Origin of the sequence: Brockia lithotrophica, assembly GCF_003633725.1 — a bacterium.
GTDB classification, from domain to species: Bacteria; Bacillota; Bacilli; order Thermicanales; family DSM-22653; genus Brockia; species Brockia lithotrophica.
The window spans coordinates 316193-341821 of the sequence record NZ_RBIJ01000001.1 but is presented as its reverse complement, the minus strand read 5'-3'; the positions used below and the strand labels follow the sequence as shown (position 1 = coordinate 341821).

Genomic DNA, 25629 nt, shown 5'->3' with positions numbered 1-25629 from the left:
TCGCCTGAAGAGCATGTCTACTCCCAGCTCCACCGCCATCTCTTTTCTTCTTACGCTTGGCTCCAAGCTCTTCGCACAAGTCTATAGTCTGCTTGCCCGGAAGTTCGGCCAAACCTGCCTTGCTGCCCAGAACCTTCTAGAAGTTTCCTTTTTTGCTTCCGCTAGCAAGAAGGTAAGAGGATGCGCAACCCTTTGGGAAAGCTTCCCTTTGAGACGCATCCGTCCGAAGGCGAACGATAGACGTCTCCCTTACCCAGAAAAAAACCACCGGCCTACGAGGAGGGCGGCGAGGATGCCCGCCGCATCGCCGATAAGGCCGACCTTGACGGCGTAGCGTTCGCGCACGATTCCTACGGAACCGAAGTACACCGTGAGCACGTAAAAGGTCGTATCCGTGCTCCCCTGCATGATCGCCGCCAGGCGCCCGATTTCACTGTCCGGACCGTATCGTCCCATGAGATGGGTGACGACCGCCATGGACGCGGCGCCGCTGAAGGGGCGAAGAAGCGCGAGGGGCAAGAGTTCCGGCGGAAACCCAAGGGGGCGAAAGTAGGGGGCGAGGAAGGACGTGAGGGCCTTAAGGGCACCGGAAGACTGAAACACCGCCAGGGCGGCGAGCATCCCCACGAGGTGGGGCAAGATCGTGAGGAAGGTTTCGAACCCTTCCTTGGCGCCTTCGATAAAGGCGGAATAGGCAGGGACGCGCCGAAAGAGCGCCGCACCCAGGATGACCGTGAGGAACGCGGGCAACACCCAGGCACCGGCCGCCTCGAGCCAGGCGAGAGGCATCCTTTCCCCACCCCTCTATCGCACGCGGATGCGCCGCGCGTGGTTCGTCTTATGCGGGAGAGGCCCCGAGGAGACGGCATGCGGGGGATAAGTCGCACGCGAATGCCGCCGCGCGTGGAACGTCCCACGGGGACTCAAGGGCCTTCGCGCCATTGGTAATACCGGTCTACAAGCACCGCGACGGTGCTCCCCAGAAACGAGGCCAATACGACCGCCGGGAGGATGTCCGCCGGTTGGGCGGCGCCGGCGGCGGCGCGAATCCCGATGACCGTGGTCGGAAAGAGGCTCACGGAAGCGGTGTTGAGTGCGAGGAGGGTGATCATCGGCCGGGTGGCGCGTCCCTTTTCCGGATTTAGCTTGTCGAGTTCCTGCATGGCCTTGATCCCGAAGGGTGTGGCGGCGTTTCCCATGCCGAGGAGGTTGGCGGCGATGTTCGCCAGAAGGTACCCTTCGGCAGCGTGGCCCCGGGGCACGTCGGGAAAGAGCAGGCGGATGAGGGGCCGGAGGAGTCGGGCGAGGGCATCCAAGAGGCCGGCCTTGCGCGCGACGTTGAGGATGCCCATCCAAAGCGTGAGGATTCCGAGGAGGGAGAAGGCGACGTTCAGCCCTTCTTGGGCGCCTTCGAACAGGGCGGTGCTCACGTGGGCGATGTTTCCCGTGAGGGCGGCGTAAAGGATGCCGACGAGGAAGAGACCGATCCAGACGGTGTGGATCATCGGATTCCCTCCTCACGGGCGAAGCTCGGGAGACACGCCGCGCCCAGCGTCGCCCGACAGCGGGGCGAGCGGCACGCTCCCGATCGCTTCCTGACCGAGGTACACCTTGAGGAAGGCGTTGGGCCGGAAGGGACCGAAGTCCGCCTCCTGCACGAAGCGGCCGATCCGCGAGACTTCGTCCGACTGGAGCGGATAGGCGAGGTCGGCCAGGGCGGCGTAGCTTCCCCGAACTCCCGTGAACACTTCGCCCTTGTGGACGATGGGCGTAAGGGGAAAGTGCGTAAACCCATAGTCGAAGAGCTTCCTTACGTCGTTCCAGTCGTCCGGGGCGTTGAGGACGACGGCGATGAGGCGTCGGCCGTCCCGCACGGCGCTCGCCGCGAGCCCCCGCCCGGCGCGGTCCGTGTATGCGGTCTTGATCCCGTCGGCTCCCTCGTATGTCACGAGGAGCTTGTTCTTGTTCGTCCACACCGCTTCGGAATTCCCGTGTCCCGAAGGGGTGACGCGGGGGCGGTAGACGCGCGTACCGACGATCTCGCGAAAGGTCGGGTTTTCCATGGCGTAGCGCGAGAGGACGGCGAGGTCGTAGGCGCTCGCGTAGTGGCCTTCGGCATCGAGGCCGTGGGGGTTTACGAAGTGCGTGTCCGAAAGGCCGAGCCAGGCCGCCTTTTCGTTCATGAGGAAAGAAAAGCCTTCCACCGAACCGCCGACGTGTTCGGCGATGGCCGTGGCGGCGTCGTTTCCCGAGCGAAGCATGAGTCCGTAAAGGAGGTCGCGCAAGGGGATCTTGTCGCCTGCGCGGAGGTAAATCGACGATCCTTCGACCCCTTCGGCGTTAGGGGAAACCGTGACGACTTCGTCTAAGTCGGAACTCGATTCGAGGGCGACGATCGCCGTCATGATCTTCGTAAGCGAGGCCATGGGGAGGCGCGCGTGCGGTTCTTTGGCGTAGAGAACGCGTCCGCTCGCCGCATCCAGGAGCACGGCCGCCTTGGCGGAAACTTCCGGTGCGTCCGCATCCTCGGGCGGCGGTCCGGGAAAGAGGAGGGCACGCCCGGTGGATGGCCCCTCAGCGGTGGGAAGGCTTTGGAGCGGCACCGGAAGAGACGAAGTCCTTTCTCTCCCCTCGGTCGCCCCTCCCCGGGAGACGGACGGCCGTTGCGGCGCGTGGAGAACGTCATGTGCGGCGGAGAGAAGTTCTCCGGCACGTATGAAGCCTCCTCCTCGCTCGGAAAGCTCTGCGAAAAGGAACGCGCCGCCCGCAGCGAGGAGTACGACGAGGAAGACGAACTTGCGCCAAAGGGATCGGCTTGCGCGTTCACTCCGTCGGCGTGGCCGCTTCCCCACGGGATACCCCCCACTTCTTCGGCGGAAAGCAAGGTCACCGCTACCCTATGCACGCCCGTCCGGGGGCATTCCCGGAACTAGCGAAAAAGCTCGCGCTCGACCTCCTCTTCCGACGGAAGCGGGGGAAGTTCGTCCAAGGAGGACAACCCGAAGAGGTTGAGAAAGCGCTCCGTCGTTCCGTAGAGAATCGGGCGGCCGATCCCCTCCCCGCGCCCCACTTCGCGGATGAGCCCGCGTTCGAGGAGGGTCTCGATCGGGCGGTCGCTCCGCGTTCCGCGAATTTCTTCGATTTCCGCTCGGCTCACGGGCTGTCGGTAGGCGACGATCGTGAGGCATTCGAGGGCGGCCGGCGAGAGGCCGGCAGAGGCCCTCCCCCCCTCGAGAAACCTGAGGAGGAGGGGGGCGTGTTCGGGACGCGTGACGAGACGGTAGGTGTCTTCTCCCCGTTCCACGAGGAGCCCGCGGTCCTCCGCGTTCCACCACACGCGGAATTCCTCGAGGCGGCGTTCGGCTTCCTCCGGCGGAATCTCTAGGACTTCTGCAGCCTTATGGGCCGAAAGCCCTTCTTCGCCCGCCACGAAGAGGAGGGCGAGGAGTTCTCCGTCCGTGGCCCTGTCTTTCACGTGCTTCCCCCCTCCCCTTCCCTCCGTTCGGAATCCCAAGGGGGCTCGTCCGTTTCCCGGCGCACGAGGAAAAGCGTGGAAAAGGGAACTTCTTGGCGTACGAGGATCTTTTTCTTTCGCAAAAGCTCGAGCACGGCGAGAAATGCCGTGACGACGAATTCGCGTCCGGCACCGGGCGGGATAAGGCTTGCAAACGGAATTTCTCCCGCCCAAAGGAGTTGCCGGCAAATCCGCGCCTCGAATTCCAATACCTCGTACGGATCCGGCACGACGGAGCGGACCGCGGCCTCTTCTCGCCTGCGCCGCAAGATCCTTCGCCACGCCTCGGTGAGGAGTTCGGGGGACATCGGCGATGCGGAAGCTCCCCGGGCGTACCCGAGCCGCTCTCGCGCTTGCGCGGAGATACGCCGCCGAAGGGATTCGCCAAGGGAGGGGCGCGAGAAGCGGGGCAACGCCTGAGAAAGCCGGGCGACGAGGGCTTCTCGGGCGATTTGGTAGCGCCTGTACGTAATGAGGCGGCGGTATACGTCCTCGCGGGAGGTGAGCTCTTCCTCCCAAGCCTCGCGCACCTGCTCGCTTTCCGGCGTTGCGGCGCCCGGGAGGAGCGCACGGCTCTTCCAGCGCATGAGCGCCGCGGCAAGCGCGACGAACTCGCTCAGTTCCTCGAGCGACGCCTTCTCCTGGAGCTCCTCGACGTAGCGAAGGTAGAGCTCGACGATCTCGGATACGGAAACCTCGTAGACGGAAAGCCGCGCTTCGCGCACGAGGGCCACGAGGAGTTCAAGCGGTCCCTCGAAGGTCTCCGTACGGACGGTGAACACTGGCATCTCCTCACCCGCGACGCCCTTCCTCCGCCGCGGGCAAATGGCCGCCTGCGGCGGAAACGAAGGCGCGAAAGATCGCCCGCGAGGCCTCGTCCTCAAGCCATTCCGGGTGCCACTGTACGCCGAGCAGGAACGCGCCTTCGCGCGCCTCGACGGCCTCGATCGTGCCGTCGGGGGCGTGGGCGACGGCCACGAGTCCCGGCGCGAGCGTGCGCACCGCCTGGTGGTGAAAGGAGTTCACGGCGAGTTCCCGAACCCCTCCGAGGATGCGAAACAGGCGGGATTCGGCCGCAAGGAACACGGGATGGGTTGCCTGCGGTCGCGGCTCCGACTGGTTGTGTCCCGGGATGTCCTGATACAACGTACCGCCGAGGGCGACGTTGAGCACCTGTGCCCCGCGGCAAATGCCGAGGATGGGCCGACCCGCCCGGCGGAAGGCGCGGACGAGGGCAATTTCAAAGGCGTCGCGCAGGGGCTCGACCGTTCCCAGGCCGGGGGCGGGGGATTCCCCGTAGTACGCGGGATCTACGTCGTAGCCTCCCGCGAGGAGCAGCCCGTCCATGCGCTCCACAGCGGAGGCGGCGAGGGCCTCCGCATCTTCCGGGGATTCGGGCGGAAGGAGGACAGTCGGAACGGCCCCCGCCTCCTGAATCCGCCGCGCGTATCGTTCACCCACGCCCATGCGCGGCACGCCTTCACACGCAAAGGACTGTGCTGGGATCCCGATCCAAGGACGACGCATCGCGCGTTCCCCGCTTCCTCGGACGAAGAATTTGCGGCCTCTGAGCCCATCTCTATGCGGATGGTGCAGCTAAATCCTCTTTCGGAGTTTCGAAGCGGGGGCTAGGCTCACGCTTCTGGCGCGCCTCGCGTCTCGAGCGCCTTACGCGCGGCCGCATTTGGGACTTCCGAAGGAGCGGTTTCGCAATCCCCGAAGCCGTAGGGAAGGTCGAGGGCGAGCAAGTCCTCGATCGTCTCCCGACGTTGGACGAGGCGTGCCTTCCCGTCGCGAACGAACACCACCGCCGGGCGCGGCAGGCGGTTGTAGTTGGAAGACATCGCGTAAGCATACGCGCCCGTGACGAAAACGGCCAAAAGGTCTCCCGGTTGGGGATGGGGGAGTGGGTGGTCGACGATGAGGATGTCGCCGCTCTCGCAAAGCCGCCCCGCCACGGTGTAGAGCGCCTCCGGAGGATCGAGGGGGCGGTTGGCGAGGAGCGCCTCGTACTGCGCCTGGTAGAGGGCGGGACGGATGTTGTCGTTCATCCCGCCGTCGACGGCCACGTAGCGACGGACTCCGGGGATTTCCTTTACACCGCCCACCCGGTAGAGGGTCGTCCCCGCGGACGCGACGACGCGCCGTCCGGGCTCCCACCAGAGCTCCGGCTCCGGGTGCCCGAGGCGGGAAAAGAGCTCGCGCACGGCCTCAACCACCGGCACGAGGAGGTCGCGTAGGGGGACGTGGGGATCGTCGACGACGTACGGCACGCCGAAGCCCCCGCCCAAGTCGAGGACTTCCGGAACGAATTCCGGGACGGACGTAAGGAGGGCTTCGAGGCGGCGCACGGCTTGCACCGGCCCTTCCGAAGAGACGAGTTGCGAGCCTACGTGCATGTGGATCCCGCGGAGCCGCAGCCCTTCCGTGCGCATCGCCAGGCGTACGGCCGCGAGGGCCTGTCCGCTTTCGAGGTCGAAGCCGAACTTCGAATCTTCCTGCCCCGTGAGGATGTAGCGGTGGGTATGGGCCACCACGCCGGGAGTGATCCGAAGGAGGATGGGTATGGGACGGCTCCCGCCTTGCGTGGCCGCGAGGCTGGCGAGGCGTTCGAGCTCGTAGGCGTTGTCGACGACGATCGTCCCGATCCCCTGCTCTACGGCGAAGCGCAGTTCCTCGTCCAACTTGAAGTTCCCATGAAAGAGCAGGTCTTCCGGCGGGATGCCCCCGCGAAGCGCCGTAATCATTTCGCCCATGGAGACGACGTCCGCGCCAAAACCTTCTTCGCGCACGACGTGGGCCATGGCCAAGCTGCAGTACGCCTTACACGCGTAAAAGAGCCGGTAGCGCACGCCCAACCCGGACAAGGTTTCGCGAAACTCGCGCATGGCCCGGCGGATCTTATCCTCTTCGTAGACGAGGAGAGGCGTGCCGAACCTCTCGGCCAGTTCGACGGCGCTCACGCCACCGAAAAAGAGAACTCCTCCGCGCACTTCGAGTTCTACGGGAAACTTCCGCACGGCCGCCCCTCCCCGCTCCACATGCGACTTCTCTTCGATTCCGATCCCCGTACAGGGTTGTCTTTGTAAGCATACCAAAGCGACCGGCGAGACGCTATGCCGCCCGCATTCGGCGCCCTCGGGCGAAGGAGTAGACCCCGGAATCGGCCCTACGAGGGAAAAGTCTCGGGTTTGCGGGCCGTTACCAGGTAGAGGTCGGAACGGTTGACGAGTTGTATCTCTGAAAACCCAGCGTCTCGAAACAGGCGACGCATTTCCTCGTCTTCGGGCAAAAGGTGGTCCCGCACGACGCCGCCCAACTTGCGGTGCACATCGTTGACCGCTTCTCGGCTCATCGGGTGGAAGACCGCCACTCGCCCGCCGGGCTTCACTATCCGAAACATCTCCTGCACTGCGCGCGCCCGATCTTCGAAGTGCGGAAAACTGGAGTTGCACACAACTTCGTCGAAAGTCCCATCTGGAAAGGGAGCGTTTGCGATATCCCCTTGGACGAACTCCACCCTTTCGCCCCCATACTTTTCCTTCGCAAGGGCGAGCATCTTTTCAGCCAGATCAAAGGCCGTAACTTTTCCTTCCGGACCTACGGCCTCTAAGAGAAGAGGGATCAAAATTCCCGTTCCACTTCCTACGTCCAAGACGTAGCTCCCGGGTCTTATACCGAGATCTCGCACGATCCGGGCCAAGCGTTCGCGCGTTTCCGGGCGGATGTTCGCGTCCCAACCTTCGGCCCGCTCTTCGAAGTACTGCCTGGTCGACCCTTCCACGAAGAAATCACTCCCCTGCTTTTACGCCCATGTGGCAACCCCACAAAACCCCGCGGGCATCCGTCATTGCGCCCTCTACGCCGGACTGGGGCCGAGGAACCCCCGTACCCCCTCCCCGGCCATCTGGACGGCGAGGGCGGCGAGGACGAGGCCCATAACCCGGGCGACGAGGCGGAAGACCGAAGGAGAAAGCGCAGCCTGAAGCCTCTCCGCTTCGCGGAAGAAGGCGTAGGTGAGGGCGAGAACGACGAGAAACGCCGCAGCAACAATGGCCTTGTGGTCCCACATGCTCCAGGGCGCGCCGCCGTATACCGTGAGGGTCGTCATCGTACCGGGACCGGTGAGGAGGGGTACGGCAAGGGGGACGAGGGCTACATCGTCTTGTCCTGCCACTTCTTCGTGCTCGACACCGTGGGGGGCGTGGACCGGCGAAGCCGAACCCTTGAGGAGTGAGTAGGCGATCGTAAAGAGGACAATTCCTCCCGTCACGCGGAAGGCGTCTAGAGAGATGCCGAGAACGGCCAAAATCCCGGCGCCGAACACCACAAAGGGAAGACCCAAAAGGGCGGCGGCAACGACAGCCCGTCGGGCCACCGCCTTTCTCGCGGCGTTGTCCAGGTTTTCGGTCAGGGCGAGGAAGAGCGTCACGTTGGGAAAGGGGTTCATTACCGCGAAGAGGGCTAAAAATACCTTGATAGCGAAGGAAAGCACGGACATCACCTTGGCATGTGCGGCTTACAGAGTAATCCCCGCACGTTTGAGGCGGTACCAAATCCAAGGAACGAAGAGGGCGAAAAGAAGCAGAACCGCTGCGAAGGTGGAGGGAGATACGGATCCTCCAACGGACGGGAGAAGCCTAAAGAGGAGCAAGACCGCCAATAGGTGTGTAGAAAACACCCCAAAAACGAATGTACCGAGGTCCTGCGGATCGTCGGGGGAGAACGGCCGGAGGGCGGCGACGAAGAGCGCGAGGGCCGTCAAATGTACGGAAAAAGAAAGTACGCGATCTTGGAACACCCCCAGGTACGAAAGCCAGCCGTAGGTAAGGGCCGTCCAGAGGAGCGTATAGGCAAACGTGAGAGCAAACGCTGCCGGGATCGTGCGGCGGTAGGCGCGGCCGAGCCAGAAAGACGGCCAGAGCGGGCGTTCGAGGTAGCGGCACCCGACAGCCGAAACGCTCAAAAAGAGAGGGAGGATCAGGGTAACCGAAAACAGCGCAAGCCCCGCGAGGAAAACCCCGAATTCGTACTGCCCGACACAACCCGCACCTTCCGGCGAACGAACCGATAGGCTTCCTTCCAAGAGCCCCCGAAAGGAAAATTCAACACCCGGAAAGCGCGCGGCCCACCACACCAACGCCCAGATGATTCCTACGGGCCAGAGAAAGAGCGGGTTCACCCAGGTAACGGCAAGGGAATTTGTGCGCAGCAAGATCACCCGCTTCGACGGGATGAGCCGATCCCAAAGCAAAAAGAGGAGGCCCAAGGTGAGGGGGAGAAGGCCGACGGGGGCGACGAAGGCGAGAACGGCGGCGGCGAAGAGGATCCCCGTCCAACTCAAAGGCAACTCCGTAAACGGCAGGTAGAGGAAAAACGAGAGGAGAATGGGAAGCCACGGATTCGGAAACGAGGCGGCGAGGGCAATCCAAAACGGAAGGAAGGCAAAGAGCTGTAGAAGCGTGAGCTTGAGCCGTGCGGAGAAAAACCCCGGGATTTCCGAAAGGGCGAGCACCGTTCGCGGGGCAAACGACCGCGCATGCATCCACCCCAAAGCCCAAAAGATGAGGACGAGGGATGGAAGGAGTGAACGAACGGGGATGACGGAAAGAACGGGTTGCGTCTCGTAAAGGAGCCAACCGAGGACGGCGCTGAGGAAAAGGAAAACCCACGTACCGGGACGGCGGACGATAAGGCGAAACCAAATCCTCGAAAGGTGCACGAACGGCACGAAGTGCCCCCTCCTCGAGCGGAACTCGGAAAACTCGTTTGCCGAAATTCGAAATTCGTTCCCGCGAACCGTCGATCTCCTCGGGAATTTCACCTCACTTCTCGGGCTTCTCTAACGTCGGAAGAGCTGCGGTATCAGGGAGGACACGACTGATCTCCCGCATGTCGACGATCGCGGCGAAGGAGCGAAGGCGTTCGACGATCGCCGCCACCCGCGTGGCGACAAGGGTGATCTTGCCCGCCCCCTTGAGGCGGCGTACGAGGTCGGGTACGAGTTCTTCCGCACCGACGTCGTCGAGGCCGATGGAAGGATCGTCGAGGAGGTAGACGAGGGGACGAGACACGAAGAGGGCGCTCGCGAGCTGAACGCGCCGCTTTTGTCCCTGGGAAAGGTGGCGCAGAAGCGCTTCCGCCGGAACCCCCGCGTACCGGAGGTAGGGTTCGGGATCGGCGGTTTCTCCGTATAGGGAGGAAACTACCCGGAGGTACTCCGCACCCGTCAGGCTTTCCGGCATCTCCACCCGCTCACCCAGGAAAAACACCCGATCTGTCTTTCGTTCCATCGGCTCCCCGTCGAGGAATACCTTGCCGGCGAGCGGCCTCTGAAGGGTGGCGAGCGTGCGAAAGAGGGTGGACTTCCCTGCCCCGTTCGGTCCGACGAAGACGAGAACTTCCCCGCGCTTGAGGGAGAGGGAGAGCGGGCCTACCACCGGCGTTCTGCGGTACCCCGCCACGAGGTCGCGAACTTCAAGCATGCCGCCGTAGCACCTCCACACCGTCCAAGGCCGACGCCGCCAGAACCCCCAAGGTGAGGAGCAAGAAAACGCCTTTCCCCGTCCACAGGCTCACCCCGAGACCGAGCGCGAGGGGAAGGACAGCACTCCAAACCACTGTACTCCAGGGGACGTCGCCTTCGACTTCCACGGCTACGCCGAAGATTCCCTCCCGTACGACCCCCCGTACCCTACGGCGTACAGGAAGGTAGTGGCCCAATTCGTGCAGGTAGACGAGGAGAAACGGAAAAAAGAGGAGAAGTACGTAGAATCCCAAACGCGAAAGAACGCACGGTACCGCGTGAAACGCTGCCACACCCAGGGCGGCGATGCCGAACACGAGTCCCGCGAGGGGCGCGAGGAGGACGACCACGCGCTTCGTAAACGCCCAAAAGCCCATCGGCTTCCCCCCAACCGCGCAGTGCGCAGGTCGTAATCGATCCTTACTTTTGCCTCTGTTCCGACAACAGCCGAATCCGCCTACATCCGTACCTTTCTCCGGAGGAACTCCCTTGTCCTTCCTCCCCTCCCCTGCGTGTTTGAGGATATCAGCCGCCAAAGGCGGCTTTCTCCAGAAAGGCCCCTTCGCCGGGGGCTTCTCTGTCCTCCCACACGTGCTCCGGGAAAGAGCGGCGAAATCTCGGGGCTACCCCGCAAACGGCGGGTCGGATGCCGAACGGCGGGCCCGGGGTACGCGAGTACCCCGGCGGGTGGAAGCGGCAACAAGTCGGCCCGCGCTTCTCTCGGGCGAGAAACAAAGCAGCCGATGGAGCGCAGGGAGTGCGCTCCCCCGCCCCATCGGCCGTCCTCTGCCCAACTCCGGAGCAATCCTCCGGACTGTCCAAGCGCCCTTTTGCCCTCGCGCGGGACACGCCTCACCGGCAGAGGCAGACGTACTTCACAGAAAGCGACTTGAGGAGGAATTCCATCGAACAGTTCGCCACGGGACCGTGACAGGCGAGGTACGGGCAGACGATCCCGCAAGGCGCGATGTACCCGAAGAAGGCGAGGATGGCGGCTACAGCGAGCAGGACGACGATTGGTCCTACGCGCAGACGCCGCGAGCGTCCGTCGTACGTGCGGGCGGCCACGTACGTGAGGGCTCCGGAAAGCGCCAAGGCCGTGACCACGAGGAGCGGAGTCGCCCGAAATACGATCCCCGTCGCATCGCGCTCCATGTGGACGAAGGCGCTCAGGTCCTGCCCCGTCACGGCCCAAAGAACGGAAAACGCCACGATGAGGAGGTAGACGGTAAGAAACGAAAGCGCACCAAAGACGAAGAGCAATAGTGCCATACGACCTGCACGTTCCCAAGGCAAAAGCGCACGTTCGGCCACGGTTCTCACCCCCTTTCCGAGGGCAAACATAGCAAATCCCGCGCGCGTGCGTCAAGACAAATCCGGAAAAATGCACAAAACGAGTTTCCTTGAGACATGCGAATATTTCGGTCTCAGAAAGAAACAGACGTACCTCCGCGTTTTTCGGTCGGAAGAAACCAAACGCCCTCGGTCGCGGCCGGATTTCGGTCGACCGAGGGCTTGGCGCGGCAGATGGCGGATTCGGAATTTCGGGCTTTACTTCCGCGTCGGGTCCATGGGCTGGGTGATCACGGCGCGCCTCCGTTCGAGGGGAACGGGCATGCGGAAGAGGACGTGGAAAAACCCTGAGGCGTTGAAGGGGATGAGGGGCCAAAAGTAGGGCGTGTTGAGGGAGTGGGTGAAGACGAGGGAAAGGAGGATGAGCGTCGTCCCTACGATGAGACCGGGCGCGCCGAAGAGGGCGACGGCAAAGAGGAGGAACAGGCGCATGAGGCGATTGGCGAGGGACATCTCGTAGCTCGGCGTGGCGAAGAGCCCGATGGCCGCCACGGCGATGTAGAGGACGATTTCCGGGACGAAAAGCCCGGCCTTGGTCGCCGCGTCTCCGAGGATGATCGTGGCGAGGATGCCCAAGGCGGTTGCCAGGGGTGTGGGCGTATGGATGGCGGCCATGCGCATGAGGTCGATGAAGAGTTCCGCGATGAGGATTTGGGCAAAGAGGGGTACGTCCGTAGGTTTCTTTACACCGATCATCTCGAGCCCCGGCGGGACGAGCCAGGGGTGGGTGGCGTAGAGGAACCACAGGGGGAGGAGAAACACGGAGGTGAAGATCCCGAAAAAGCGCACCCACCGGAGGTACATCCCCACGACCGGAGTCTGGCGGTACTCCTCGGCGTGCTGCACGTGGTGGAAGAAGGTCGTCGGCGTGATCATCACGCTCGGCGACGTGTCAAAGAGGATGAGGACGTGGCCCTCGAGGAGGTGCTGCACCGCCACGTCCGGGCGCTCCGTGTAGCGCACGAGAGGATAGGGGTTCCACGATTGGCCGATGATGTACTCCTGAAGAGACTTATCCGTCATCGGAATCCCGTCGACCTGTACCCCGTCGATTCGGCGGCGGACGAAGTCGACGAGTCCGGGGTTTGCCACGTCTTCCAAATAGGCGATTGCCACGTCGGACTTGCTTCGCTCGCCCACGCGGCGGATTTCCACGCGCAGCTTTTCGTCCCGCAAACGGCGGCGGAGGAGCGCCGTGTTTACGATGATGTTCTCCGTAAATCCGTCGCGGGATCCGCGGACGACGCGTTCCGTATCGGGCTCCTGGGGCATCCGGCCGGGGTACATCCGGCCGTCGAGGAGGAGCCCCTCCCCCACCCCTTCGACCACGAACCCGAAGAGACCGGTGAGTACCCGGTCGACGAACTCGTCGTACGTGCGTACAGGCTCCACCTGAACGTGGGTGAGGTAGTGGGAAAACAGGAGGTCGAAGACCTCGTCCGGTGAAAGCCTGCCCTCGATCTCGAGGCTCAGGCGCGCGGTGTCCTTGAGGAGGATGGCGAGCATCCCGTTGTCGGCTAAGCCGTTTACGAAAAAGATCGCCACGCGCCGGCCGCCGATCACGAGTTCGCGCATGCCGACGTCGAAGGACTTGCCTACCCCGAGTCGCTCCTTGAGGACCTTTACCGCTTCCTCGTAGTTTCGCGAGATGGGTACAGCGAGCGACGTGTTGTTCGCCAACGGCCAACCCTCCCGGCTAGACGACGCACACCCAAGAGGTAGTATGCGCCATCTAGCGGCAGGGCAAACCCTTACACTGCCTTGGGAAAGGTGCCGTCCCGCCTCAGGAAGGCTCGAGGAGATCGCGCAGCTTTTGAAGGATGCGCTTTTCCAAACGACTTACTTGGACTTGGGACACGCCGAGACGCTCGGCCACCTCTTGCTGGGTGTAATCTTTGAAAAAGCGGAGGTAGACGATGAGCCGCTCGCGTTCGGGGAGACGGGCGATGAGTTCGCGGACTTCCACGCGCTTGAGCCAGGTGTCGTCCCCTTCGGCAAGTTGGTCGATAAGCGCGATCGGATCGCCGTCGTTTTCGTAGACCGTCTCGTGGATGGAGACGACTTCGCGCGTGGCCTCTTGGGCAAAGAGAACTTCGTCCGGCGGGACGCCCAGGGCTTCCGCGAGTTCGCCGAGCGTGGGCTCGCGCATGAGTTGCTTTGTAAGCTCGTCGCGCATGCGCCGGATTTTGTGCCCAAGCTCCTTTACCGCACGGCTCACCTTGACTTCGCCGTCGTCCCTGAGGTGGCGCTGAATTTCGCCGATGATCATCGGGACGGCGTACGTGGAAAACTTCACGTCGTAGGAAAGGTCGAACTTGTCGATGGCCTTGATGAGACCGATCGCTCCGATTTGGAAGAGGTCGTCCGCTTCGTACCCGCGGTGCAGGAAACGTTGGACGACCGACCAGACGAGGCGGACGTTCCCCTCGACGAGGCGCTCGCGGGCTCGGGTGTCCCCTGCCTGAGCCTGTCGGATGAGTTCCCGCACCTCGTCGTCCGTGAGCTCCGTGTGAGGGTTCTTCTCCGTGCCGCGCACTCCCCTCCACCCCTACTCCACCTTCGCCTCGCGGTCGGAACTTCGCGTTGCGAAGCGCTTCGTCATGCGGACGACGGTGCCCTTTCCGGGAGAAGACTCCACCTCAACCGAGTCCATGAAATTCTCCATGATCACAAAGCCCATGCCCGAACGTTCGAGGTCGGCCCGCGTCGTAAAGAGGGGTTGCCGCGCTTCTTCTACGTCGGCAATCCCCACCCCTTCGTCGCGGACGACGAGCGTGAGGAGATCGCCCTCGAGTACCGCCTCAACGCTTACCCAACCTTCGCCGTCGGGATAGGCGTGGATGATCGCGTTGGTCACCGCTTCGGATACGGCCGTCTTGAGTTCTGCAAGCTCGTCCAACGTAGGGTCCAGCGGAGCGACGAAGGCGGCGATGGCCATGCGTGCAAGGGCCTCGTTGCCCTTGCGGGCCGGGAAGCTCAGGCGCATTTCGTTTCGCACCTCAAGCCACCCCCAGCTCCGCAAGGGCTGCGTCTTCGTCTGCCGCCGCGGAGACGATTCGGTACAGCCCCGAGAGTTCGAACATCCTGTGGACCGTTGGGTTGACGCCGCAGACGACGATCCTTCCCCCGTCGGGAGCGAGGCGCCGGTAGCGCCCGAGGATCACCCCCAAACCAGAGGAATCCATGAATTCCAACTCGGAAAAGTTTAGGACGAGGTGGCGGGCCCCGCTGCGCCGAAGCCACGTGTCCAGGTAGTCGCGAACTTCCTCCGCCACGGCGTGGTCGATTTCGCCGCCCACACGGACGATGAGTGCGGTGCCGCGAAGCTCGTGCGAAAGATGAACGGCCACGTTCTCAACCCCTCCTCCGCATGCGAGGCCAAAGCGGTGAGACGCTTCGTCCTTCGCCCTCTTCCCTTTTCTCTCCGTTCGGTACTACCTCCTTCTCCCTCGACGCAAACGGCCAACGGTAGTGCGAATCCGCCGGGAACTTTCCCCTATCGTCAGGGAATGCAAGCGCGTCGTCGGGCACGGGACCGCGTCGCCGTAGAGCGAAGGTGCAACGCCACGGATGGGACCGCCCCTTCAGGGGATGAGGTCGCGCAGCCCACGGAAAATCCGCTCGGGAAGCGAGGGAAGGCGTACCGCCTCTTCGGCGAGGAGCGGGAATGTCGACTCGTACGGTTTTCCCGCGATTTCCGTACGGACCACCACCTCGCCGACGGGGGTTTCCGCGGCGAACGGCGGTCGGGGCACGTGGGGGACGACTTCCGTGCGCACGACCTCGCCCTTCCCCTTGGGGAAGACGGCAATCACGTCCTCACCGGCCCGCGCCCCTACTTCCTCGGGAGTTCCGCCCGATACCCGGAAGCGCGCGACGCGCTCGCCTCGGGCGTACAGCGTGCTCGCTTCGAGGTGGGCGAACCCGTAGTCGAGCATTGCGGTGACCTCTCGGTTGCGCGTCTTGACGTCTGGCTCGCCCATGACCACCGCGATGAACCGAAGGCTCCCGCGCTTGGCGGTCGCCACGAGTCCGTAGCGCGCTTCCGCGGTGTACCCCGTCTTCAGTCCGTCCATCCCCGGGTAGAACTTGACGAGGCGGTTCGTATTCACGAGCCAAAAGGGCTTTGCCGACCCTTCCCGAAGCATGTCTTCATAGCGTCCGGTGTACTCGAGGATCCACGCGTGGCGCACGAGTTCGCGGCCGAGGCGGGCGAGGTCGCGTGCCGAGGCGACGTGGCCCTCTTCTGGAAGCCCGTGGACGTTGCGAAACGTCGTATGTTGCAGCCCGAGTTCGCGGGCGCGCCGGTTCATGAGTTCGACAAACTGCTCCACCGAACCGGCGAGGTGCTCAGCAAGTGCGACGGCAGCGTCGTTGGCCGAGGCGATGGCGACGGACTTCAAGAGGTCCTCGACAGTCATCTCTTCGCCCGGGGCGAGGAACACCTGCGATCCGCCCATCCTAGCGGCACGCTCGCTCGCGATCACGCGGTCTTCCAGGCGGATGCGCCCGGCGTCCACCGCTTCGGCGACGAGGAGCATGGTCATCACCTTGGTCATGCTCGCCGGCGGAAGCGGAGTGTCGGCTTCCTTTTCGTAAAGGACGGCGCCCGTCGTCGCCTCGATCAGGATCGCCGACTTGGCGTTCGGTGCGAGATCGGGGGCGGAGTCTTTCTCGGGCTCCGATGTCGCGGGCTTTGCCGAAAGGGTGTCCGAAGCTGCCGACGAGTGCGCCGCGCCTTCATCCCCCGGAAACACGTCCCCCCACACCGTCGTCAGCGGGAAGGACCAGACGCCGATGGCCAAAAACGTCACCGTGAGGAAGAGTCCCGTACGAAACGCAACGCGCATCCGCCCGTACACCGTACATCCACCTCCGGTCGATCCAGGGCCACGTCCGCTGCCGGAAGGGTTTCCGGAGTTGAGCGGGCCCGTCTCATCTCTTCTAGGATCTCCCAGAAGTCGCCGCGGCATACTGGGGGATGCGCTCTGCACCCGTTCGACTCGCTTTCCGGACAGGGCGTCGCCAACAGCAAACGTCGGATGCACAACTCGCCCGTTCGGTTCGTTTCCCGTCCTCAGTCCTCGAGGTCGCGATCGCGCACGACGTCGATCACGGTCTGGATGCAGGTGACGTCCTCTTCGGTCACCTTGAAAGCCTGGACGAGCTTTTCCACGGCTTCGTCGGGAATTTCCTGAGAGGCTACCATCCGCGCCAGGGCGTCGCCGCGGAAGATCTTGGAGCCGCCGCGGTAGTACAGGGTGACGCCGGCGGCGTGGTCGATGGGGTCGCCTTTCTTCCTCCGTCCGCCGCCCGCAAGCATCACCGCCTCGCCGATGAGCCGGGCGTCCGGCGGCATGAGGATTCCCTCCCGCTCGGCACCGACGATCACCTCGTACTCCGGCTGCGGGAGGAGCTCGTAGTCGTCCACGACGCGCGGATCGCCGCCCTGGCGTTCCACCCATTCGGCGAACTTTTCGAGGGCCGCACCCGAAGCCAGCGTATCGTCGACGAGGCGGACGGCCTCGAGAATCGTCTCCGCTTTGCCGGCCAAAAGCGCCATCTCCGCCGCCATCCGTACGGCCGCACCCTTAACATCGTCGGGCCCGCCACCCTTGAGGACTTCGATCGCTTCGCGGACTTCGTTCGCGTTGCCGATCTCATATCCGTGGGGTTGGATCATGTTCGTGAGGATTGCCGTCGCCCGCTTGCCGAGCTTCTTGGAAATCCGCACGAGAAGCGTCGCAAGCTCGCGGGCGTCCTCCTCCGTGGGCATAAAGGCACCCGATCCGGCCTTTACGTCAAAGACAAACCCGTCGGCGCCGCCGGCGAGCTTTTTGCTCAAGATGGAAGCGACGATGAGAGGCTTGGAATCCACGGTCGCCGTGACGTCGCGGAGGGCGTAAAAGATCTTGTCTGCCGGAACGATCTCCTCTCCGGGTTCGGCGACGGCGAGCCCGATGTCCTCCACCTGCCGGACGATCTCTTCCCGCGTGAGGTTCGTGCGAAATCCGGGGATCGACTCGAGCTTGTCGATCGTGCCCCCGGTGTGGCCGAGGGCGCGCCCCGAGAGCTTGGCCACGGGAATGCCCACCGCGGCGACCATCGGGAGGACGACGAGCGTGAGCTTATCCCCTACTCCGCCCGTGGAGTGTTTGTCCATCTTGAAACCCGGTACGGAGGAAAGGTCGAGCTTTTCTCCGGAGTCCGCCATGGCGAGGGTCAAAGCGAGGGTCTCTTCCTCGGTGAGCCCGCGTACGTACGCGGCCATGAGAAAGGCCGCCGCCTGGTAGTCCGGAATTTCCCCCCGTACGACACCGTTGACGAAGTAGCGGATTTCTTCTTCCGTGAGGACTCCGCCGTCTCGCTTCTTCGCAAGGATCTCCTGGGCACGCATAGGATCATCGCTCCTTTTCGTCGGACTGACGAACGAGTTCGCGGAGAAAGCTCGTACCGATTTCCGGCCGCCACCGGAGGTGAAAGTTTTCCGCAAGCGTCGCCGCGAGGTCGGCAAACGTCTCCCGGACGCCCAGGGATCGTCCTTCCTCCTGCTCCGCCACCACCGCGAGGAGCGGAACGTACTCTCGCGTGTGGTCGGTCCCTTCGTGGTAGGGATCGTTTCCGTGGTCTGCCGTGATCACGAGGAGGTCGCCCGGCCGAAGGCGCGCAAGGAGGTCCGGAACGCGGGCGTCGAACGCCTCCAGCGCCCGCGCGTACCCTTCCGGATCGCGGCGGTGTCCGTAGCGCGAGTCAAAATCCACGAGGTTGACGAACAAAAGGCCCGTAAAGTCTTCTTCGAGGCGGGCGAGGGTGGTTTCTACCCCCTCTTCGTTGGAGCCCGTACGCCAGGAGCGGGTAATCCCCCGCCCAGCAAAGATGTCCTCGATCTTACCTACCGCCCAGACGTCAAAGCCTGCATCCCGAAGGGCGTCGAGAAGGGTGGGGGCAAAAGGTTCTACGGCGTAGTCGCGGCGATTTGCCGTACGGACGAAGCTGCCCGGTTTCCCGCGGAACGGACGGGCAATGACGCGCCCCACGAGGTACGGTTCCTCGAGCGTGAGGCGTCGGGCGATCTCGCAAGCACGGTAGAGCTCTTCGAGGGGGACGACCTCTTCGTGCGCCGCAATTTGAAAGACGCTGTCCGCCGAGGTGTAGACGATCCACGCACCCGTGCGCATGTGTTCTTCGCCGAGCTCTTCGATGATCGCCGTTCCGGAGGCCACCTTGTTGCCGAGGACGCCTCGCCCTGTGGCCTCGGCGAACCGTCGGATGAGCTCCTCGGGAAAACCGTGGGGAAACGTACGGAAGGCCCGGCGCACCCACAGCCCCATGAGTTCCCAGTGCCCGGTGAGCGTGTCCTTGCCAACGGAACGCTCGGCCATCTTGGCAAAGAAGGCGCGCGGCCGTTCGGCGGGAGGGACGGTCGCCAGGGGGGCGATGTTCCCCAGGCCGAGAGAGGCGAGGTGGGGGAGCGCGAGACCCCGGCGCTCGGCAAGGTGGCCTAGGGTGTTTGCTCCCGCATCTCCGTACCCTTCGGCGTCCGGAAGTGCTCCGATGCCTACGCTGTCCAAGACGATGACGGTCGTTCGGGCAAATACGGGTTCGGGTTGCGGCATCGTCCAACCTCCTGAAAGGGGCGAACTTCAGAACAGCCTGCCGGAGGCAAGGTGTCCGTCGGACGCCCTACCCCGCGAGGCGCCCGGACCCGGCGTCACGCGCGCGGGTGCGCGCGGCGAAAGACCTCCCACGCGGCTTCTCGAACGACGTGGGTGTAGATCTGGGTCGTGCGGACGTCCGCGTGTCCGAGGAGCTCCTGCACCACCCGAAGGTCTGCTCCCCGGGCGAGAAGGTGCGTGGCAAACGAATGGCGCAGGGTGTGGGGGGAAAGCGCTTTCGCGATCCCCGCGGCGCGGGCCCGCTCGCGGAGGATCTTCCAGAAGCCCTGCCGCGTGAGCGGGCGTCCGCGGGCGTTCAAAAACACGCGGTCCGAAGGCCTCCCGCCCGCCTTCTGCCCGCGGGCGGCGAGGGCGGGACGACCGAATTCCAGGTAGCGCCGAAGGGCGTCGGCGGCGGCGCGGCCGAAGGGGACGACCCGTTCCTTGTCGCCCTTGCCGATAAAGCGCAGGAACTCCCCCTCCCAGTGAATGGCGGAAAACGTAAGCCCGACGAGTTCGGAGACGCGAAGTCCCGAACTGTAGAGGAGCTCGAAAAGGGCGCGGTCGCGAAGCGACAGGGGATCCGAGCCGCGGACGGATTCTATGAGGGCGAGCACCTCCGACTCTCCGAGTACCCGGGGCAACCCCACGTCGCGTTTGGGGCCGCGCACCTCCCGCAGCACGTCCTCCGGAAGTCGGCCGTTTTCCTCCAGATACCGAGTAAAGGCTCGGAGCGCGGCAATCCGCCGCTTGGCCGTGGTGGGGCGAAGTCCGCGTTCGGAAAGGGACTCGAGATAGGCGGCCACGGCTTCCCGCCACACCTCTCGCGGGGGGGATTCCTCCGATCGGCGTCGGCAGTCGCAGGAGGAGAGCCAGCGGGCGAAGTCCTCGAGGTCGGAGGCGTATGCGTGCACCGTATGCTCCGCGCGACCGCGTTCTACACGGAGGTAGAGGAGAAAGGCTTCCTTCTCCTCGGAAACCGTGCGCAAAAGATCCACGGCCACCTCCCCCTCAGGCGAGAAGCTCCTCCGGCGGGCGGTACGGAAGGCCCAAGGAACGCGCGACCGCCTCGTGCGTCACATATCCGGCGTACGTGTTGAGCCCTTTGCGTAGGGCGGGATCGCGCCGGAGGACTTCGGCGACGGGAGCGGAAAGGAGCTTTTGCACGTAGGGCAGGGTGGCGTTCACGAGTCCCCACGTGGACGTACGGGGGACGGCGCCGGGGATATTGGCCACGGCATAGTGGAGGACGCCGAACCGTTCGTACACGGGATTGTCGTGGGTGGTTACGCGGTCCACTGTCGCGATCGATCCCCCCTGGTCGACGGCGACGTCCACGATTACCGAACCCCGACGCATGGCGCGCACCATGTCTTCCGTGACGAGGACGGGGGCCTTGGCCCCGGGGATGAGAACCGCCCCGACGACGAGGTCCGCCTCCGCGACCTCCTGACCGATCGACCACGGATTCGACATAAGGACGCGCACCCGCGGACCGAAGAGGTCGTCCAGGGCGCGCAAGCGCTCCGCGTTGACCTCGAAGATGACGACTTCTGCCCCCAAACCCACGGCGATTTTCGCCGCGTTTGTTCCCACGGTCCCTCCTCCGAGAATCACGACCTTTCCCGGAGCAACCCCAGGAATCCCACTCAGAAGCACTCCCGACCCGCCGTAGGTCTTTTGAAGGAACTGCGCGCCGATCTGCACGGAGAGGCGCCCCGCGACCTCGCTCATGGGTTGGAGGAGGGGGAGGGCACCGCTTGCGAGCTGAACGGTCTCATAGGCGATTGCCGTGACCCGTTTTTCCAAGAGCGCACGTGCGAGTTCCGGTGCCGCGGCGAGGTGAAGGTACGTAAAGAGGATCAGACCTTCCCGGAAATGCCGAAACTCCTCGGGAAGGGGCTCCTTCACCTTGAGGACGAGGTCCGCCCGATTCCAGACGTCCTCGGGAGTCGGGACGATTTCCGCGCCCGCGGCGCGAAATTCGTCGTCGGAGATCCCGCTCCCCTCTCCCGCCCCCCGTTCCACGAGGACGTTGTGCCCTGTCGCGTGCAGCGCGTGCACGCCTGCAGGCGTAATCGCCACGCGGTTTTCGCCGGGCTTTATTTCCCTCGGTACGCCGACGATCATCCCTCGTTGCCTCCTCGGATAGTGGTGGTTGTGCGGCGGCCGTTCGGGCGACGCTCGACGGGAACCTTGCCGAACGCGATAAAAAACGACCGAGGTGTTCCACCTCGGCATCATTATACGCCTTTTTCCAAGGTTTTACCGAACCGCGGGGCGCTTTCGGCGCCTACCGCTCGCCCCTCTCGCGCGACGATGCGGCTTCGGAGGTTCCACTTCCCGCGCCTTCCTTTGCCGCTTTTTCGCGCTCCTCGCGCTCCTGGCACTCGCGGCAAATCCCGAGAAACGTGAGCCTGTGGTCGAGGACCTTAAAGCCGTAGCGTTCTTCTACGAGCTTCTCCACGTCGGCGAGGAGGTTTTCGTGGATTTCCTCGACCTTTCCGCAGCGGATGCACTGCAGGTGGTGGTGGTGGCGCGCCATGCCTTCCTTGCGGAAGTCGTAGCGCGTCACGCCGTCTCCGAAGTTCACCTTGTACACGATCTCCAGATCGCTCAAAAGCTCGAGCGTTCGGTACACGGTGGCTAGGCCGATGTCCGGGACGCGTTCCTTAAGGAGTAGAAAGATCTCCTCCGCACTCAAGTGGCGATCTTCGTGCTCCAAGAGGACCCGCACCGTCGCTTCCCGCTGCGGCGTCATCTTGTAGTTGTGTGCTTGCAAAATCTGCCGGATACGCTCGACCCTGTCTTCCAACAAGGGAGGTTCCCCCTACGACAGCGTTTCTCAGGCCCATTCTATCAAGGGCGTGTCTTCTTGGCAAATGCCAAAAACCCAGGTATACCGCAATGTGCTCCCTGCGGTCGATCTTCGGGGGCGTCCCTTCGAACGCCCGACCGGGGATTCACCCGCTCGGCCCGAGAGGGTCAATTTCCCCGCGTTTGTGTTCATCATACCGCAAAACCGAAGGGGACTGCCAAAGACGTAGGTGCGGATAGGAGAAGCTGGGGAATCGCCCACCAGAGGAAGAGGCGGAAGAAAAAGACACCTGCCCACGCGAGGGCGTACCGGAAAAGCTCGGGACGCAGGGGATCGCGGTAGCGAAGGAGGCGGTTGTGTACGACGAAGGAGGCAAACCGCGCGGTAAAGGCGAGGCCAAACGCGAGGGCGAGGAGGGAAAGGCCGTGCAGGCCGAAGAGAAAGACGACGTCGCCCGTGTGCAGAAGCCCCGTTCGGTAGAGGAAGGCCAAGGTAAAGCCGAGGCGGGCGGCATATCCGACGAAGTACAGCCCGAGCAAAGGGGCCAAGAGGACGGAAGCCCCCACCCAGGCCAAAAGAAGGGTCTCTCCCAAAAGAAGCATCGCCGTTCGCCCGAAGGAAGAAGCGGAGAACACGAAGGTCGGGGCGTCGCGTTCCCCCAAAGCGTGTGCCACGGCGGCGAGCGTCGGCGGGTCGAGGTGGAACCCCCAAACTACGCCAATCCCGAATCCCGAAATTCCGAGCGCGACGAGCAAGCGAACGAGCCGCGAATCCGTCACCTACCCCCACCTCCCCCGCCGATCGGCCTCAAGGCTCTTCGACACACGGCTTGCCTGCGGACGTCGCCCGAGGAAACCATAGGGGTTGCCAATGCCTTTGCGGATGATGTATACTAGCTTTTGCGTCGGCACGGATGGAGTACCGAACCGGGTCAGGTCGGAAACGAAGCAGCCCTAAGGTGCGAGATCCGGTGCCGGCGTTTTTTTGTGCGCGCGAAGGGAGTAAATTTTTCCCGCGCACCGAAAGGGCTAGGAGGAGCTCCCCGGAAAGGAGGCGAATATATACCTACGTGTGTGCGCGGGGGAACATGTCGCGACCGAGCCCTCGCGTCCGGACAACCTTACCGAAGTGTCATGCCCCGATTGCCCCGTTCGGCTATGTTGCAGACGGGTAGGGATCGAGAAACGGGAAACACTCCTCGTGGACGGAGATCAAGGGGGTCATCCCGAGGATGTACAGACAGAAAGAACGAAAGCGCCTGCGGAACGCGATGGGCACTCGAGAGGTGGCCCTTCTCGCCCTCTACGTGCCCTACTTCATCGTGGTGTTTCTCACCTATGCGGTGCAGGATCTCGTCCGGACTCTGCGGAAAAGCGACGGACACGCCCTCTCCGCAATGCTCTTTTCCGCGCGAGGGGAAGGGCATCCGATTCTCTGGTGGAGCGGTAGCCTGGCCGCCTTCGGCCTTTGGAACCTCGCGGTGGCCGCGGAGCAAAAGGATCTGCAAAGCCTTCTGTACAGCCTTTTTCCGATCCTGTACGCCGCGTTTTCCCTTTGGGTGTTCGTGCGCATCGACCTCCGCCCGCCGGAGGTGCACGCAGAAGAGACGGAACGTATGCTTTCTGCCGTCTACCACCTCGGCGTGCCGACCGCCGTTTTGGCGTTGGCCCAATCCTTTTTCCTCAACCGTTGGGGCGACGTCCTCGTCCTCCTCGGATGGTATCCGTGGCGGGGCGGGACGGGTTTCCGCGCCAGCGGAACGTTTGAAAATCCCAACTTTGCGGCGGTGTTCTTTGTCTTTTTCCTCTTCCTCGGCGCCGGGCTGATCGAACGGAGTACCTCCACCCGTCTCCGCCTCGTCTACGCCGGAGAACTTTCCCTCTACGCAATCGCCCTCCTCCTCACCGGATCGCGGGGTGGGATGGTCGGACTAGCGGCAGGGCTCGTCCTCTACGCCGTTCTCTTCGCCGCGGGCGACGCGGCGGCGGAACGACGGCGTGAGGCAAATCTCGTGAAAAAGCTCCACACCACTCCCCTCACGCACGTGGGGGTTACGCTCTTTTCCGCACCTTGGCTCCTTACCTCCGCGATTCCTCGGTTTTCCCTCTGGAGGGATTCGTTGGCGGAACGCGGTGAGGTCTGGCGGAAAGGCCTCGAGCTCTTTCGTGAGGCGCCGTGGACCGGACACGGGCTTGCCGCCTTTACCAAAGTCCCCCCCGAGGTCTTAGGGGAATCCGTCCCACTGCCGCACGCCCACAACCTCATCCTCAGCCTCCTCGTAGACAGCGGCGTCCTGGGTTTCTTCCTCCTCGTGCCCGCGTTTTACCTCATCGTGCGCGTCCTCGGAGAACTCCTCCGCCGAAACCACCCGTGGGGAAGGCCGGCTGCGGCCTTCTTCCTCGCCCTTTTCGTCCACGGCCTCGTGGACTTCCCCTTCTTTTCGCCACAGGTGGCCCTCCTCGTGATTGCCGTGCAAAGCTTCCTCATCGCCGAAGCCTATCCCGTGCGGCGAAACCTCTGGACCACGTGGACAGTGCCCGCCCTACCCTACGGCGGAACCGTCTCTCATAGAGGACGGTAAAACACGACCGTAACGTAGCGGTCCACGATCCCCACGCCGTCTCGCGTAAAGTCATTGCCGAGCAAGTTCTTCCGATGCCCCTCGGAGTTCAGAAGCCCTACGTGCGCCTCGAGGACGTCGGCAAAGCCCGTGGCGAGATTTTCCCCGACGATGCGGTAAGGGATCCCCGCCTGCTGCATCCGCCCGGCCACGTCAAGCCCCGTCGTGGGGGAGACGTGGGCAAAGAAGTGGTGCGTCGCCATGTCTTGGCTGTGGCCCAGGGCGACGCGGGCGGCGGCGTCGTCCCACGTAAGCGGCCTAAGCCCCATATCGACGCGAAAGTCGTTCATCAGGCGGTGCATGAGGCGCTCACCGGTGCGCGCCGATTGCTCGGGTACTTTTGGAGGCTCTTCTTCGTTCAGCCACGCGGGAAGGCTTCCCATGTAACTCAACTGCACGGGAAACGAACGGGCTTGCAAAACATGGCGAACGTCACTCAGGCGTACGGCGACGACGAGGTTCTCGCGAAAGCGGTCGACGTAGACGCGGATGAGTTCCCCGCGACCGCTCCCGGGGAGGAGGATGACCCCCTCCTTGAGTCGTTCTTGGGAAAACTGCGCCTGGATCCCCGCATCCAGACGCACCTCGATCGTCTGCGGGACGGTATCGTCCGGAAACTTCTGGCCTACCCGGTACTTTCCCAGCGCCCAATTCGGCGAGGTGCTGAAGACGTCTACCAACACACCGTCGCGGAAGGCGAGGACGGCGTACAGCCGTCCTCCCTTTTCGTATACCCACCAATCTTCTCCTTGTGGCGATAGCCCGCGCCAGGTCGGGGAACCGAGAAGGGCGGAAGCCTCGTCTGCCGAAAGCCCCAGGTGGAGCGCAGCAGTCCCAGACGTGCGCACCTCGGATTCGCCCGAAGGAGATCCCGAATCGGCCGCGGGCACTTGGGAATCGGCATGGGCCCCGAGAGAAGGGGTCTCCCCGGTCCCTCCGGCGGATTCGGGAACCGGAGAAGCGCGCTCGGTCAAGGAGAAAAGCGCCTCGCGCGCCTTCGCCCAAAGTTCCTCGGGATTCAGGTAAAGGGGGTGGCTTTGGAGCCGAACCCAAGCCAGAACGGCGAGAGCGACTACGACAAGTCGGCGCAAGGTCTTCCCCACGGTCGACCTCCCCCTCGATGTGCCGCGAATCGAAGCCGTG

26 protein-coding genes and 1 other RNA gene are annotated in these 25629 nt (G+C 63.8%); 2 read left to right on the top strand and 25 right to left on the bottom strand.

The window, feature by feature from the left end; all coding sequences use genetic code 11:
* Positions 1 to 249 precede the first annotated feature (249 nt).
* From C7438_RS01545 to C7438_RS01430, 24 genes are all read right to left on the bottom strand, one after another.
* A complete protein-coding gene (locus C7438_RS01545) occupies positions 250 to 789 on the bottom strand; it encodes a spore maturation protein (RefSeq protein ID WP_121443585.1) in 540 nt (179 codons plus the stop codon).
* A 134-nt stretch (positions 790 to 923) separates the two neighbouring features.
* Positions 924 to 1505 carry a nucleoside recognition domain-containing protein gene (locus C7438_RS01540; RefSeq protein WP_121443584.1) on the bottom strand — a complete coding sequence of 194 codons (582 nt, stop codon included), beginning with the start codon at positions 1503 to 1505 and terminating at the stop codon, positions 924 to 926.
* Between the two features lie 12 nt (positions 1506 to 1517).
* The gene (locus C7438_RS01535) at positions 1518 to 2852 is read right to left on the bottom strand and encodes a D-alanyl-D-alanine carboxypeptidase family protein (RefSeq protein ID WP_211322010.1); all 1335 of its coding nucleotides are present in this window, start codon (positions 2850 to 2852) and stop codon (positions 1518 to 1520) included.
* A gap of 77 nt (positions 2853 to 2929) precedes the next feature.
* Positions 2930 to 3475: an SMC-Scp complex subunit ScpB gene (scpB, locus tag C7438_RS01530; RefSeq protein ID WP_121443583.1), complete on the bottom strand. Its 546-nt coding sequence runs from the start codon at positions 3473 to 3475 to the stop codon at positions 2930 to 2932.
* Positions 3472 to 4296, bottom strand: a complete 825-nt coding sequence (locus tag C7438_RS01525; RefSeq protein ID WP_170143472.1) for a segregation and condensation protein A — start codon at positions 4294 to 4296, stop codon at positions 3472 to 3474. Before C7438_RS01525 ends, scpB begins: the two co-directional genes overlap by 4 nt.
* Positions 4297 to 4306: 10 nt before the next feature.
* Entirely contained in the window at positions 4307 to 5041 is a 735-nt protein-coding gene (locus tag C7438_RS01520; protein WP_121443581.1) for a gamma-glutamyl-gamma-aminobutyrate hydrolase family protein, read from the bottom strand.
* A gap of 107 nt (positions 5042 to 5148) precedes the next feature.
* Complete coding sequence (gene lysA, locus C7438_RS01515) at positions 5149 to 6534, bottom strand: diaminopimelate decarboxylase (protein WP_121443580.1); 1386 nt, start codon at positions 6532 to 6534, stop codon at positions 5149 to 5151.
* A 149-nt stretch (positions 6535 to 6683) separates the two neighbouring features.
* Positions 6684 to 7298: a class I SAM-dependent methyltransferase gene (locus C7438_RS01510; RefSeq protein WP_121443579.1), complete on the bottom strand. Its 615-nt coding sequence runs from the start codon at positions 7296 to 7298 to the stop codon at positions 6684 to 6686.
* Positions 7299 to 7373: 75 nt separating this feature from the next.
* A complete protein-coding gene (locus C7438_RS01505) occupies positions 7374 to 8009 on the bottom strand; it encodes a MarC family protein (RefSeq protein ID WP_170143471.1) in 636 nt (211 codons plus the stop codon).
* Positions 8010 to 8033: 24 nt separating this feature from the next.
* Positions 8034 to 9245, bottom strand: a complete 1212-nt coding sequence (locus C7438_RS01500; protein WP_147401953.1) for a hypothetical protein — start codon at positions 9243 to 9245, stop codon at positions 8034 to 8036.
* A 94-nt stretch (positions 9246 to 9339) separates the two neighbouring features.
* Entirely contained in the window at positions 9340 to 9999 is a 660-nt protein-coding gene (locus C7438_RS01495; RefSeq protein WP_121443576.1) for an ABC transporter ATP-binding protein, read from the bottom strand.
* The gene (locus C7438_RS01490; RefSeq protein WP_121443575.1) at positions 9992 to 10417 is read right to left on the bottom strand and encodes a hypothetical protein; all 426 of its coding nucleotides are present in this window, start codon (positions 10415 to 10417) and stop codon (positions 9992 to 9994) included. The genes C7438_RS01495 and C7438_RS01490 overlap by 8 nt, the downstream gene beginning before the upstream one ends.
* A 475-nt stretch (positions 10418 to 10892) precedes the next feature.
* Positions 10893 to 11354, bottom strand: coding sequence for a hypothetical protein (locus C7438_RS01485; RefSeq protein ID WP_121443574.1), 462 nt, complete (start codon positions 11352 to 11354; stop codon positions 10893 to 10895).
* A gap of 237 nt (positions 11355 to 11591) precedes the next feature.
* Positions 11592 to 13073 carry a spore germination protein gene (locus tag C7438_RS01480; protein WP_245956416.1) on the bottom strand — a complete coding sequence of 494 codons (1482 nt, stop codon included), beginning with the start codon at positions 13071 to 13073 and terminating at the stop codon, positions 11592 to 11594.
* Between the two features lie 103 nt (positions 13074 to 13176).
* Positions 13177 to 13929, bottom strand: coding sequence for an RNA polymerase sporulation sigma factor SigF (gene sigF, locus C7438_RS01475; RefSeq protein WP_121443573.1), 753 nt, complete (start codon positions 13927 to 13929; stop codon positions 13177 to 13179).
* A 12-nt stretch (positions 13930 to 13941) separates the two neighbouring features.
* Complete coding sequence (gene spoIIAB, locus C7438_RS01470; protein ID WP_121443572.1) at positions 13942 to 14391, bottom strand: anti-sigma F factor; 450 nt, start codon at positions 14389 to 14391, stop codon at positions 13942 to 13944.
* Between the two features lies 1 nt (position 14392).
* Positions 14393 to 14743 carry an anti-sigma F factor antagonist gene (gene spoIIAA, locus C7438_RS01465; RefSeq protein WP_121443571.1) on the bottom strand — a complete coding sequence of 117 codons (351 nt, stop codon included), beginning with the start codon at positions 14741 to 14743 and terminating at the stop codon, positions 14393 to 14395.
* Positions 14744 to 14977: 234 nt separating this feature from the next.
* Positions 14978 to 16255: a D-alanyl-D-alanine carboxypeptidase family protein gene (locus C7438_RS01460; protein WP_211322009.1), complete on the bottom strand. Its 1278-nt coding sequence runs from the start codon at positions 16253 to 16255 to the stop codon at positions 14978 to 14980.
* A 215-nt stretch (positions 16256 to 16470) separates the two neighbouring features.
* The gene (locus tag C7438_RS01455; protein ID WP_121443570.1) at positions 16471 to 17790 is read right to left on the bottom strand and encodes a thymidine phosphorylase; all 1320 of its coding nucleotides are present in this window, start codon (positions 17788 to 17790) and stop codon (positions 16471 to 16473) included.
* 4 nt (positions 17791 to 17794) lie between these two features.
* Complete coding sequence (locus C7438_RS01450) at positions 17795 to 19009, bottom strand: phosphopentomutase (RefSeq protein ID WP_121443569.1); 1215 nt, start codon at positions 19007 to 19009, stop codon at positions 17795 to 17797.
* A gap of 95 nt (positions 19010 to 19104) precedes the next feature.
* Entirely contained in the window at positions 19105 to 20046 is a 942-nt protein-coding gene (xerD, locus tag C7438_RS01445; RefSeq protein ID WP_245956415.1) for a site-specific tyrosine recombinase XerD, read from the bottom strand.
* Positions 20047 to 20059: 13 nt separating this feature from the next.
* The gene (gene ald / locus C7438_RS01440) at positions 20060 to 21178 is read right to left on the bottom strand and encodes an alanine dehydrogenase (protein WP_121443568.1); all 1119 of its coding nucleotides are present in this window, start codon (positions 21176 to 21178) and stop codon (positions 20060 to 20062) included.
* A 163-nt stretch (positions 21179 to 21341) separates the two neighbouring features.
* Positions 21342 to 21863, bottom strand: coding sequence for a ferric iron uptake transcriptional regulator (fur, locus tag C7438_RS01435; RefSeq protein ID WP_121444029.1), 522 nt, complete (start codon positions 21861 to 21863; stop codon positions 21342 to 21344).
* A 194-nt stretch (positions 21864 to 22057) separates the two neighbouring features.
* On the bottom strand, positions 22058 to 22645 hold the full coding sequence (locus C7438_RS01430; RefSeq protein ID WP_121443567.1) for a hypothetical protein: 588 nt from the start codon (positions 22643 to 22645) through the stop codon (positions 22058 to 22060).
* Positions 22646 to 22765: 120 nt separating this feature from the next.
* Between C7438_RS01430 and ffs the strand changes: the two genes are divergently transcribed.
* Both ffs and C7438_RS01420 read left to right on the top strand, forming a co-directional pair.
* An RNA gene (gene ffs, locus C7438_RS01425) (signal recognition particle sRNA small type) lies at positions 22766 to 22851 on the top strand.
* A 246-nt stretch (positions 22852 to 23097) separates the two neighbouring features.
* Positions 23098 to 24447: an O-antigen ligase family protein gene (locus tag C7438_RS01420; RefSeq protein ID WP_147401952.1), complete on the top strand. Its 1350-nt coding sequence runs from the start codon at positions 23098 to 23100 to the stop codon at positions 24445 to 24447.
* On the opposite strand, the gene C7438_RS01415 is transcribed toward C7438_RS01420, so the two are convergent.
* A complete protein-coding gene (locus tag C7438_RS01415; protein WP_121443565.1) occupies positions 24432 to 25589 on the bottom strand; it encodes a CAP domain-containing protein in 1158 nt (385 codons plus the stop codon). The genes C7438_RS01420 and C7438_RS01415 overlap by 16 nt on opposite strands.
* Between the last annotated feature and the right edge of the window lie 40 nt (positions 25590 to 25629).